A 13,277-nucleotide genomic window follows, 5' to 3' on the forward strand; every position below is an offset into this window, starting at 1 on the left:
AAACTGCCGAAAATATTCTTTTTTTAATAGAATCAATAATCCCGATATACAATAAACCCTCATTAAATGAGGGTTTAATGTTCTATTTTTTATTAAAAATTGACTGGACTTTATTTCTTATTTTAATTAATAAAGGCTCCTTATAATTTTTATCCTCATCAAAGTACCCATATCCATATCCGTAACCATAGCCATATCCGTAACCTTGCTTTATAACATAATCATTATAAACAAGCCCTAAGTTCTCAATTTCATTATTATGATATTTCTCTGTAATCATCTTAAGCATATACTTTTCCGTATACTCGTGACGAACAACATATATATTGGTATCTGAATATTTCATCAATTCGTAAGAATCTGCAACAAGACCTACCGGAGGGGAATCAATAATGATGAAATCGTAGATCTCTTTAAGCTCCTGTAAAAATTGTATGTTCTTCTTACTCATTAACAATTCTGAAGGGTTTGGAGGGATTGGCCCTGAAGTAGCAACATCCAGATTGGGAATCCTTGTTTTGTTAATGATTTGATCAATAGACACTTCGCCTGTTAAATAATTTGAGATCCCATATTTATTATCAATTTTAAAGTCGCCGAAAATTTTTGGCTTTCTAAGGTCCATCCCTAATAAAATTGTCTTTTTATCACTTAATCCAAGAACTGAGGCTAAGTTAATCGAAACATATGTTTTACCTTCTCCTCCGATCGAAGAAGTAATAAGAACGACTTTACTTTTTTCATTTTCTCCGGATAAGAATCTCATATTTGCCCTTATCCCTCTAAATGCCTCAGAAACTGAAGATTTCGGTTGATCTAAGACCGTAAGCATATTATCGTTACTATTATTTCCTACAACTCCAAGTAATGGAATTTTGGTAGCCGATAGCAATTCTTTAATATTTCTTACTTTATTGTCCAGTAGCTCTCCAATTAAAATAAATAATAAAGGTATAAGTAGCAAGCCTCCTATAATTAGCAACTTGGTTCCTTTTACATTTGGACCAATCGGAGATTGACCAACATTTTTAGCAGGGTCAATCACAGAGATGTCTGATTGATTGGTTGCCATTCTCATTTTGGTTTCGTTCTGTCTTCCAAGCAAGCTGTTATACGTTGCTTCAATCATATTATAACCTCTTTCAGCATCAAGATATTTACGCTCTTTTTCGGGATAGGCGTCAAGATCTGCATTGGCCTCTGATACCTGTTGATTAATTTTATTAATTTCAGTATTAAAGCCAGCATAATAGGCACCTAAAGAATTAGAAGAACTCAATTTAGCATCATTAATCAGCCTGTTGATCTCTTTCATAGGTTCAGAATTTGGCGTATAAATTGTAGCCATCTCTCTTCTCTTAAGATACAACGCCTTAAGCTCAGTAACAGATGCGGAAAACATTCCATCTTCAAATCCTGCAGCATTTGTGCTTATCATTTTATCGAAATTCTGTGTTTCAATAGTATTTTTAATAAGATTAAGCGAGTTTATTTTGCTTGTCAAATCTGCTTTCTTAGCTTCTAATTCTTTGATCTTCAATAAAGACTTCTCATCTCTATCTTTGATATCATATAGCTTTTCAGAAGTTTTCAGATAATTGAGAACTGTTGCACTGGAATCTAATTTTTTACGAACCCCCGTAAGGTTATCCTGAAGATAAGTTTCTGTATTTTTATCAACAGTCATTTTATCCAGCATACGCTTTTTTTGCAGCTCACTTACCGATTTATTCAGGAAATTAACTGTCCCATTAAGATTAAAGCCTGTTTTGGTAATAATCATAATTGAATTGATCTCCTTATCAAATTCTACTCCAATAGTAGAAACAATTTCGTTTACTGATTGGTTTACTGATTTTAAATTAACAATGATGTTATCCAGCTTGATAACAGGAGTAGTCGGGTTCTGGAGCAATCTAAATTTTATATTCGGAGAAGTAAACCATTCTCCTACTTTTATAACTTTATTTGCCGTTTTTTTGTAACTGCTAATATTTTGGAAGCCCTCTGCTTCATAACTATACAGATGAGTTGATTCGTCTTTCTCAGGCAAAATAACTTCATAGGTATTTCCTCCTTTAGGAATAAAAGTAATTGGATAATCAAGTTGTTGCAGATGTTTTTTATCAATCTGCATAAAAACCGGGGAATCATCTTTATCAAGGTAAGTTGATTTAATAGATCCTTTTGTAGAATAGTTCACGAAAAGATCCAGCTCCTTTACAAGGAATTCATTGTGGGATCTCGATAATAACATTTTCTTCAAATAAATTCCATCCTGATTACCACCCTGTCCCCAAATGAAATTAATCGACTGGTTAGGAGTAAAATAGCTGGAAGTGTTATTGGAAACGCTTAAGGATAAATTTGAAGCATAAATGTTCTGAGCATAGTACTTTCCATACAGCCAAGAGATACAATATCCTATAAGCAGCATTAGAGCAAACCAATACCAGTTCTTCAGAATCCTTCTTGAAAAATGTTCAATATCAAATAACTCGAAAGATCCATCTTTTTCCTTTGGGGAATTAGTTTTTTGTACAGTAGTTTCTTTTCCTGGAATCATGATATTAAAGTCTTGTTAGGATTAAATAAACTGACAACGCTGTCGTAATTAAAGAAATTCCAGTCGTTATAGTTTGTACCGGGTCTTTCCCTAATCCATTCAAGCTTTTCCCTCTTGTGTTGAGATAGATTTCATCACCATTTTGCACATAATAGTACGGCGAATTCATGACATCTTCACGGGTCAGATCAATTTTTGCAATTTTAATTCCTTCCGGCAACTTTCTATGAATAACCACTGTTTTCCGGTCAACACTTTTATTTAGTCCACCATTAATGGCCAGAGCCTCAGTAATGGTGAGTGTATTTTTATGAGCTACTTTTTCACCTGTAATTGCTACAGACTCTGTATCTCCGAGAATATAATAGGTAATACCATCCGTATTTAATCTCACCTGTGACTTTCCATCCTGGAAGTTCTCATTTACTTTATCTTGAATTTCCTTAGTAATATCTTCAATAGTACGTCCTTCGGCTTTAATATACCCAATACCAAAAACATTAATTTCTCCGTTGGAATCTACTTTCAACCCATTAAAATAGAAATTAGTGTTACCTCCACCACCACTGCTACCGCTGCTACCGTTACCACCACCAACACGCCCTATAGTACCTATAGTAGCAGGGTTAACACCTGGCGCTACTGTACTCCCGGAAGTATTTAATGTCGAATAAAACTGAGCTGCATCACCTTTTGGCGTTGTTACAATATTAAGATTTAGTATATCATTTTTTGTAATCCTATAAACAGGGATATTGTAGGGAACAAGACCTTCTTCATTAATCACAAGATTTTCATTGGGCTGCATATACCTCACATCTTTTTTTGTGATGCATGATGTAATGAAAAAAGGTAGTATTAAAAGGGATAAATATTTAAAATTTCTTATCATAATCAAATGTTGTTTACAAAAATAAAAATTTAATTGTTACTTTCTATTATTTCTCACACTATAAATAAAATCTGGTATATACGCGCCAGCAAAACCTAATATAACAATGACCAGTAAGAGTAAATTTACGTTTATGTGCCTTAAAAAATAAGCGACGGTTACTATGAATAAATAATAGACAATTATGTAAAACCCAGACCTCCTATGTGTAAGATCAAGTCTTAAAAGCTTATGGTGTATGTGATTTTTGTCTGCATCAAATGGAGATTTTTTATTCCAGAGTCTTACAATAATCACATTCAATGTATCTACAATGGGTAAAATCAAAATAGCAACCGCTATCGCTGGTGCTGACTGTAAATGATATCTTGGTACCTCCGGAAGTTTCTTATCGATAAATATATCAATAAAACAGATACTTGTAAATGCGAGTAAAAATCCGAGCAACATAGACCCTGTATCTCCCATAAATATTTTGTTGGTCCTGTAGTTCGAGAGATTATAATATAAAAATGCCAGCACAGCACCAATTATCACAACGGATAATACCACTAAGGGATAGTTATATTCTCCTAATCTATAATAACTTACCCCAAACAGGGCACTGCATATCACGGAATATCCACCAGCCAACCCATCAATTCCATCGATTAAATTGAAAGCATTTATCAGAACAATAAAGGTTACTATGCTAAATATCACACTGACCACATACTCCAGCTCGTAAATGCCAAAAATCCCAAACAAGCTTCTTATTCTGATATCCGATCCCGTAACAATAAGCCCCGAAACCACAATTTGCGCAACAAGTTTCTTATAGGCCCGCATTACTACGATGTCATCCATTACCCCAACGTAGAGAAGAATAAGTAACGAGGCAAATAGAAATTTATAGAGATCAAAGAGCTCATAAGCAAAAATAGAGGTACAAATACCTATGGAATAGAAAATAGCAATTCCGCCAAGATTAGGAATTTTTCTAAGGTGGGAGCTCCTTATTCCAGGTTCATCCATCAGATTCTTTCTTCTGGAGATCTTAATAATTGTTGGAATGGAGAAAAATGTGATTAAAAAAGAAAACAAGAACCCGAATCCTATTTTTACATAAAAAATAGAAATATCCATCTCGCTTAAGAACAATTCAAAATTCTTCATTTTTTTCTGATTAAGTACATTATGTTTTCGGCAGGAATCCTTATAACTCCCCTATGACATCACTCCATGGAGTCTTTAATACATCGAAACGATAGTACTTACATTTGTGTTTACATTAATTTTCTTATCAATTTTTTTTGCCCGGCAAAAAACAATAGATAAAATATCTTTTTTTTCAGTGGCAAATATAAAATATAATTCTTACCAAAACGACTATAGTACAATATATCTTTTATTTTAATATTTCTTTTTTTAATGAAAAGATCGAGCTGATGAGACATTTTATAAAAAATTTCAGTGTCTTTAACAAAAGCCAGATAAGCCAGAAAAGTATATACTCCTTCTAAAATCTGGAAGTTCTTTAATTCTTCCTTTTTGTCTGAATATATGGATTTTTCAAAGGCTGATTCTACATCATTTACCGCTCTTAAGATATCCAAACCTTTTTCAGTATGTGTTTTACTGATAGAGTCAAAGCGTTCTAAATACTGATAATGAAAATTTTGAGTTTGTGCGAGAGTCCTGCACTTCAATAATAATTGTGGGATAAGCTGAATATCTTCAAAGTGCACTCCTTTTTTAAACCTGATCTCCTTGAAAAGCTCTTTTTTGAACAATTTATTGCAAGCAAAATAACTCAGATCAGAAAAAACAGAAAAATGATGTTCCAGATCTATTTTCTCCGGCATATTCGGAATTTGTGTAAGCTTTTGAGTAATATTACCTGACTCATCAACTTTTTGGATATTGCAGATCACCATTTCTGCCTTATGTTTTTCGGCTAAACCCAACATTTCTTCAAACATTGTTTTCCCAACATAATCATCACTGTCTACAAATCCAATATAATCTCCATCCGCTTTGTCAATTCCAAAATTCCGGGCATCACTCAATCCGCCATTTTCTTTCCGATAGGCTTTAATTTTATCTGGAAAACGAAGAACATAGTTTTGGATAATCTGTTCCGAATTATCCAGGCTCCCATCATTCACAACAATAATTTCAAGATCCTGAAGGGTCTGACCAACTAAGGAATCAAGACATTTTGCCAAATAATTTTCAACATTATAAACAGGAACTATGATAGAAACTTTTGAAGGAACAGTGTTTGTCATACATTAAATTTTCGTCAACCGTGCATTCAGCCAGCCTTTCTTCGCCTCATCGAAATCTTTTCTGGAACATGGAATGCAGTTTTCAATATTTTCATGGTCTCCAAAATACCATAAATTGCTAAATGTATCTCTCTTAAAGGCGTACTGCTGATCATCTATCAGAACATAAAAAACTTCGTAATGCCTTTCTTTCGGATGTGATTTCTGAATATTAATCCCCTCGATCAAATACCAGATCATCTGTGCAAGTAGCTGATGGTTCAACTGGTTCTCAGAATATATATTATAATTAAATATACCAACGGATTTTAAATTTTCACTAAGTCCGATCTCCTTCATGTATGCACAAATTTCTCTTCTGTTCAGCCCATTTACCTGAGGGTTCATTGAAAATGGTTCGCTAAAACTTTCAATTGCATCACAGTTCACCGTTACCAAATCAGCTTTTCTAAAGAAGGGCTCCGTTTTTTCTGTAGAATTCATCATTTCGGCAAGACGAATAATATCAAATTCAACTTCTTTGATCAGTTTTACAGAATCCATCTCGTTCAGATGTTTCTGATATCCCAGATGGTGATAATTTTTAATGGAGAAATTTTTAGCCCCTAAGATTTTACTTAAAAAAGTATGTTCATTAATATGTTCTCCCTGCTGAAGGGAAATCACATTACTAATCTGCGTATAATTAATATTTTTCTGATGAAAATTTAATCCTGAAAATAAAGAAAAAGCAAAATCATTTGATCCTCCAACAATGATTGGAATTGCTCTTTTATAGTGGCAAGCAGAAAGAACTTCCTGCAGAATATAATGAGAATCCTGAACGGATTTACCCGAAACAAGATCACCGAGATCTACAACCGGGATTTCAAAATCCAATTGTGACAGTTTATAGAACTCCTTCCTAACAGAGGTAAAATCCTGTACTTCTGCATCTCCATTTGCTCCTCTATAATCTGATACAAAAAGTAAGACAATACTGTCTTCTTTTATTTCTTTAGTAATTTGATTTCCGATCTGCCAACTCTCACTTTTGAAATTCCGCGGGGAAATAATAAAATCTTCAAAATTCATTCTCTACTTAAGTCTTAAGAGCCAAAAATATTAAAATTAAATCATTTAACAGCCAAAAAAAAGCCATTAACATTGTTTGTTAATGGCTTTGTATTATAATTTTAATACTATTTCTTTTTTGTAGTAGCCGCTTTTTTCTTAGCAGCTGGCTTCTTTTTCTCTGCAAAAGCATTCTTATCCTGCGCAGTAATCCATTTTTTAACCTCTTCCAATGAGACTTCTTTTAATTCTTCAGCCTCATATTTTGTCTCATCATTTTTCTTTGGAATTTTAAACATTGCTTTTCCAAATTTAACAAATGGACCCCATCTTCCATTTTCAATGGAAATCTTTTCTTTCTCCCATTGCTGAATATATCTGTTCGCTTCCTTCTCCAACTTAGCATCAATCAATTCATTGATGTCACTTTGTGATAGGTTATCAAAATTATATCTTTTAGGAACATTTACAAAGATGCTCTGGTATTTAATAAACGGACCAAATCTTCCGGTTCCTTTTGTTACCGGTTCTCCTTTATAAGTAGCAATAGGTGCATCAGCTTTTTTCTTCTCTCCGATAATTTCCTCTGCCCGGTTTTGATTTACAGAAAGAGGGTCTTCCCCTTTAGGAATACTGATATACGTTTCGCCCCATTTTACATAAGGTCCAAATCTACCAACACCCACTGAAACAGTCTGACCTTCATAATCTTTCAGATCAAAAGGCAGTTTAAATAACTCTAATGCTTCTTCAAGACTAATGGTAGCAATATTCTGTCCACTCATCAATGATGCGAAAGTAGGTTTCTCCTCATCCTCTGTTTCACCAATTTGGATCATTGCCCCAAATCTTCCGATCCTTGCATGTACATTTTTACCTGTCTTAGGATCAGTCCCTAATAATCTGTCACCGTTGGCACGGTCTGCATTCTCTTCAACATCTGCAATTCTCGGATGGAATTTTGAATAGAAATCGGTCATCATTTCTTTCCATTTTTGATCTCCATTGGCAATTTCATCAAAACTTTCCTCAACTCTTGCCGTAAATCCGTAATCTAGAATTTCTTTAAAATGATCTATCAGGAAATCGTTTACAACTTCTCCAATATCCGTAGGAACAAATTTGTTTTTATCTCCCCCGAATTTTTCATCCAGTACTGCTTTTTTGATCTTATCTTTTACTAAAGACATTTTCACTACTTCACGAGTTTGCGGTTCGATCTCACGTTTATCAACATATTCACGATTCTGAATTGTCTGAATTGTCGGAGCATATGTAGAAGGACGTCCAATTCCTAATTCTTCAAGCTTTCTTACCAATCCGGCTTCTGTATATCTTGCACTAGGTCTGGTGAACTTTTCAGTAGCAGTAATTGATTTATAGTTTAAAACTTCTCCAACTTTTACTTTTGGAAGTAATTTTTCATTATTCTCTTCATCGTCATCTTCTGTCTTTACAATTCCATATGCTTTTAAGAATCCATCGAAAATAATTACCTCACCCTGCGCTTCAAAATGTTGAGGCAATCCAGGATTTCCTATTTCAATAACCGTTTTCTCTATTTTAGCATTCGCCATTTGAGAAGCCAATGTTCTTCTGTATACGAGCTGATACAATTTGTTTAATTGAGCATCTCCAATACTTTTTACTGCAAAATCCGTAGGACGAATTGCTTCGTGAGCTTCCTGTGCAGATGCCGATTTTGTTGTATAGTTTCTCGGAGCGGAATATTCTGCTCCATATTCTGAAATAATCTGTTTTTTTGATCCTTCGATCGCTTCCTGAGAAAGATTCACTGAGTCTGTTCTCATATAGGTAATATATCCCTCTTCGTATAGCCTTTGTGCAAGACGCATGGTATTGGTTACATTATAACCTAACCGTGAAGAAGCTTCCTGCTGCAAGGTAGAAGTTGTAAAAGGAGCAGATGCAGAACGTGTTCCTGGTTTCGTTTCAACATTCAGCACTTTAAACTCTGTAGTCTTTGCCTTTTCAAGGAATTTTTCAGCTTCCTCTTCTTTGTCAAAATCTTTTTTAAGTTTTGCTGAAATTTCCTGCTCAGTACTGTTTAGAAATATCCCATCCAGCTTAAAACTTGCCTTAGGAACAAATGCACGTATTTCCTTTTCTCTTTCCACAACTAATCTTACCGCAACGGACTGAACTCTTCCAGCTGACAATCCCGGTTTTACTTTTTTCCATAGAACCGGAGACATTTCAAAACCTACGATTCTATCTAAAACTCTTCTTGCTTGTTGTGCATTTACTAAATTCTGATCAATATCTCTCGGATTATCAATTGCTTTTAGAATAGCATTTTTAGTAATTTCATGGAAAACTATTCGTTTCCTATTTTCAGGCTTTAGTTTTAATTCATCTGCCAAATGCCACGCAATAGCTTCCCCTTCGCGGTCTTCATCGGAAGCCAGCCAAACGATTTCAGCTTTCTTTACAGCAGATTTTAATTCTGTCACCAATTTCTTTTTGTCAGCAGAAACTTCGTAATCAGGACTGAATGTCTCGAGGTCAATACCCATTCCTTTTTTAGGCAAATCCCGGATGTGTCCGAAACTGGATTTCACTTCAAAATCCTTTCCTAAATATTTCTGAATAGTTTTTGCTTTGGCCGGGGACTCTACGATTACTAAATTTTTCGACATTCTAAAATTTTTGCAAAAGTAAACCTTTTTTATTACATAGGTTTTGCTATAGTCGTTTAATTTAAAAATCGGACAGGTTTATTAAAGTCGATTTTGTAAGCCTTACCTATTTTAAACAAGTGATTTAAGATCAGTTTTCGGTGAATTGAAATATCTTAATAGAATTTCTCACCTGTTATTATAAGATTGATAAATGACAGATGCAAAAAAAGGACAGTCTCATTGGTGAGACCGTCCTTTTTTGATTTATTTAAAAAATTATTCTTTAATAATCTTTATAACATTTTCAGAATTATTAATTCTTATTAAATAATTTCCTGATATCAATGACGAAAGATTAGTACGTCCATTTTCAAATTTACCTGATTTTACAAGTTGTCCGGACATATTATATATCTGATAATAATATCCTTCATTATTGTTGGGGGCCTTGATATGAAGCTCATCTTTAACAGGATTAGGAAATACTGAAACCTTTTCTGTGCTTACTATTTTCTCAATTTCATTTTTATCAAACGCCATTGCTGCTTTTGTTGCCGGTAAAGAAGTGATCTGAAGTGCCGGAATCACCCCCTCTTCATTTCCATCAGCGTCATACTTCATTTTTACACAACGGCAGCTCATTCCAAAATAAGGATCATTGTTATCATGAAATGCAATCATACGGTTCGCACTGGATGCTGCGTCAAATAACATATTAACGGGTCTTCCAATATAATTGGACACTAAGGCTCCTGTCCATACTCCGGGATACTGATAATTAAGTACATTATAAGTCCCTTGAGCTGACTGATTTCCCGTAACACTCCTGAATCCCCTTGACCCTGGATTGGGATAATTACCTATCGGATAGGTCGGATGATTAAAAATATATCCAATCGTTGTGGTTGTACTGGGATTCCTTACCCTTACGCCTAAATAATCATTTGCAATACTATAAGTAGTTGCTACATTTTTATCTTTTTTATACCAGGGTACCATTCCAAAATCCTTACCAGAGACTATTGCAACCCCGTAAACATCAGGGATTCTCCAACCAGCCGGACAAGGATCGAACGGAGATTTTTCTCCTCCTCTTCCCCATCGGTCTGCCGCTAGATTGGGCTCAGTTGAAAGCCAGTCCGTTCCGTTAGTATAGTTCGGAACACTTTTATTATAGGGAGCAAAAGTACTTGGAACCATGTACACTAAGGGATTTTTCACAGAATAGGATAAAATCTTTGAAATCTTTTCTGATATTTTATCTGTATCCAATAGATTCACACTAGCAGCATAATTATTATAAGGAACAATATAACTTCCTGAAGTATTATTATAAGTTGCCGCAGTAAGTGTAGTATAACTTACAGAACCACTAGCCAGTACATTTCCTAGAAACACATTGTAGGAACTCCGGTTATCCGCATTTTGGAATGTTGGAATAGGATCCTTTCTTCCCCACTGATAATGCAACCCTGTAGATGCGCGTATTTTTGCCAATTCTGCAGAAGTCGGAGTCAGATTATTAGCTACTAAAGGAAATGCATCCACAGCGCCTAAGTTCCTATCCATAAATTCTGATTGAAAGGCAATGTCTGCTTTATCAACATAATTGATGTAATTGGTTGCGCTTCCATTTGGCACCTCGGTTGTATAGGCTAATGTTTTAATAGGTGTATCCGTAACCCAAATATGCCAGCTCCAGTAAACAGGGTTGGATATGCTGCCATTGTGTAAAGTAATCACCGCATTTCCACTTTGATTTGCATTGATTACCACTAAAATTTTAGAGTTATTTAATTCTCCTAATGAACCAGGAGTTGGATTAGCAATTGATACCGTATTGATTAAGTTATTATTCGTAGCCCACAGCACATTCGCTTTTAAATTGCTAAAATTTGAAGCATTCAGAATATCCTGGTTATCCAGAATTTGACTTTGTACTGCAAAAGCTTTGCTCACCGGAATTTCAATCGTAGATGCTGTAGCTGCTTTTACTATTTGATAGCTGTTTGGATTATCTATCCCTTCCCGATATTCAATAGGTGTATTTAAATATTCAGTAGGAAAATCGTAGCTATCAACAATATATAGCGGATCTTTTACACATCTGCATCCATTAGCTCCAGAGGTATTCATCGTAGCCAATGGCATGTATTGAAATCTGCCTTTTATAGCCGGAAAATTTGAATCAGGAACATCAGGCTGCGCTTTATCAGGAATCATAAACAATCCCCTTGCCACGGTAGCCGGTGTACTATCAAACTGTCTGGCCATAGTAGCCGTCCATATACTTGTGTGATGCTGATCTGCATATTGTCCCGCCTGCATGTCAATTCCCAACTGTCCGGTACCCGGAAATACTCCCATATCATATCCTCCCACACTGGATAAATCAAATCCTATGTTGGAGTACAGCCTAATTCCTTTCATAAATGCGGGAACATTCGCATCGGTAGGTTTTATAATATGGTATCCATTGGACTCAAAAACATTTTTACCCATATTGGTTCTCACTCCAAATGGAGAAAAATCAACTCTAATGTCATCCACATAAGTTGGTGAAGCAAGATTAGCCACTAAAGCAGAAGGAATTCTCCATCCATTAGGACAAGGGTCATAAGACGACTTATCCCGATATGGCTGTGCTCCGGAATCAGTATTATAACTCGTATTTACTTTTCCTAATGAATTATCAGACCATAAATTAAGCTCTGAAAGCTGACTATCCTTAAAATTAGATGATTTCCCAAACCAATTGACCATTAAGTTGGTATTATTGTTATAGTAGGCAGGCCCTGAATTATCATCTTTATTTACATAAATAAGGCTTAACGGATTTTTAACTGAAAGTCTGATGTTACTCTTAACTTCAGCATTTGACAGCAAAACAAACTTCCTAAGATCATCGAATTTTATAGCATTCGTGAAATTTTTTGCTCCACGATGCCTTACTCTTCCAATAGAGCCTGTAACCTCATAAAAATCGTTCCCCTTGTATACAAGCGATGGTATCGGATCTTTTCTTCCCCACTGATAGAGTAGCCCTCCATTTCTATTCCAGTCTGTTCCCGTTATAGTCCCACTTACTGCACCTAAATCCCTATCCATCCACTTCCAGTCAGAGCTAGGGATTAATTCCACAACACCATCATTTCTTTCTCTTGTCAGATTTTCATAACTTTTATAGGTAGATCCATTAGAAGGATCATCTGTAACCCATACATGCCATGACCAGAAAACCTCTCCATTGACCCTAAATGCAATGACAGCATTCCCTTTTCTTGATTTATTAATAGGAACTTTAATTTTTGCGTTCTGCCCTGAGTCTACTATTTCCAGAGAATAGTCGTTATCACTAGTGATTAACCCCGGAATATCCTCCCATAGCACATCAGCTGTCAGTTTTCCATCTGGAATACCTTCATTTCCAATGTATTTATCATCCGCCCACATTACATATGCTTTTCTAACAGGTATAAGCAGTCCTCCATAATCCTGAGCAGGATCAAAAATATAGCTGTTAGGAGCCTTTGTCCAGTCCGATCCGGTAAGACTTTGAACCCCTTTATTCTTATTTTCATTTGATGGAAAAGTGCCCACATAACGAGGGCTTATGTTTTGATCTGATTTCTGTAAACCAGCAATTAAAGAGTCTTTACCCAAAGATCTCTTATCATTCTTTTTAGAACCAGGACTATTACCCGAATAGACACTGATCGATACAAGGCAAAAAATTGCCGTAAGATTTTTAAGTACGTTATTTTTCATATCCTTAGGTTCGGTGTTTAAACACCAGTACAAATTTTAAGCCCGCATCAATAAATAGTGATTTATATTATAAATATTAATTTAAT

General features: G+C 35.1%; 7 protein-coding genes. All 7 read right to left on the bottom strand.

All coding sequences use genetic code 11. The annotated features are described in order from the left end of the window. Positions 1-82 precede the first annotated feature (82 nt). A complete protein-coding gene (locus tag CEY12_RS12700; RefSeq protein ID WP_089028035.1) occupies positions 83-2,566 on the bottom strand; it encodes an exopolysaccharide transport family protein in 2,484 nt (827 codons plus the stop codon). A 4-nt stretch (positions 2,567-2,570) separates the two neighbouring features. Then, complete coding sequence (locus tag CEY12_RS12705) at positions 2,571-3,458, bottom strand: polysaccharide biosynthesis/export family protein (RefSeq protein ID WP_089028036.1); 888 nt, start codon at positions 3,456-3,458, stop codon at positions 2,571-2,573. A 36-nt stretch (positions 3,459-3,494) separates the two neighbouring features. Beyond that, positions 3,495-4,613 (bottom strand): glycosyltransferase family 4 protein, encoded by a 1,119-nt coding sequence (locus CEY12_RS12710; protein ID WP_089028037.1) that lies wholly within the window; start codon positions 4,611-4,613, stop codon positions 3,495-3,497. Between the two features lie 110 nt (positions 4,614-4,723). Further along, positions 4,724-5,728, bottom strand: coding sequence for a glycosyltransferase family 2 protein (locus CEY12_RS12715; RefSeq protein ID WP_089028038.1), 1,005 nt, complete (start codon positions 5,726-5,728; stop codon positions 4,724-4,726). 3 nt (positions 5,729-5,731) lie between these two features. Continuing rightward, positions 5,732-6,802 carry a formimidoylglutamase gene (locus CEY12_RS12720; RefSeq protein WP_089028039.1) on the bottom strand — a complete coding sequence of 357 codons (1,071 nt, stop codon included), beginning with the start codon at positions 6,800-6,802 and terminating at the stop codon, positions 5,732-5,734. Between the two features lie 107 nt (positions 6,803-6,909). Continuing rightward, positions 6,910-9,441 carry a type I DNA topoisomerase gene (gene topA, locus CEY12_RS12725; protein ID WP_089028040.1) on the bottom strand — a complete coding sequence of 844 codons (2,532 nt, stop codon included), beginning with the start codon at positions 9,439-9,441 and terminating at the stop codon, positions 6,910-6,912. Positions 9,442-9,699: 258 nt separating this feature from the next. Beyond that, positions 9,700-13,191, bottom strand: a complete 3,492-nt coding sequence (locus CEY12_RS12730; protein WP_089028041.1) for a T9SS type A sorting domain-containing protein — start codon at positions 13,189-13,191, stop codon at positions 9,700-9,702. Between the last annotated feature and the right edge of the window lie 86 nt (positions 13,192-13,277).

The sequence above is a fragment of the Chryseobacterium sp. T16E-39 genome, from assembly GCF_002216065.1.
GTDB lineage: Bacteria > Bacteroidota > Bacteroidia > Flavobacteriales > Weeksellaceae > Chryseobacterium.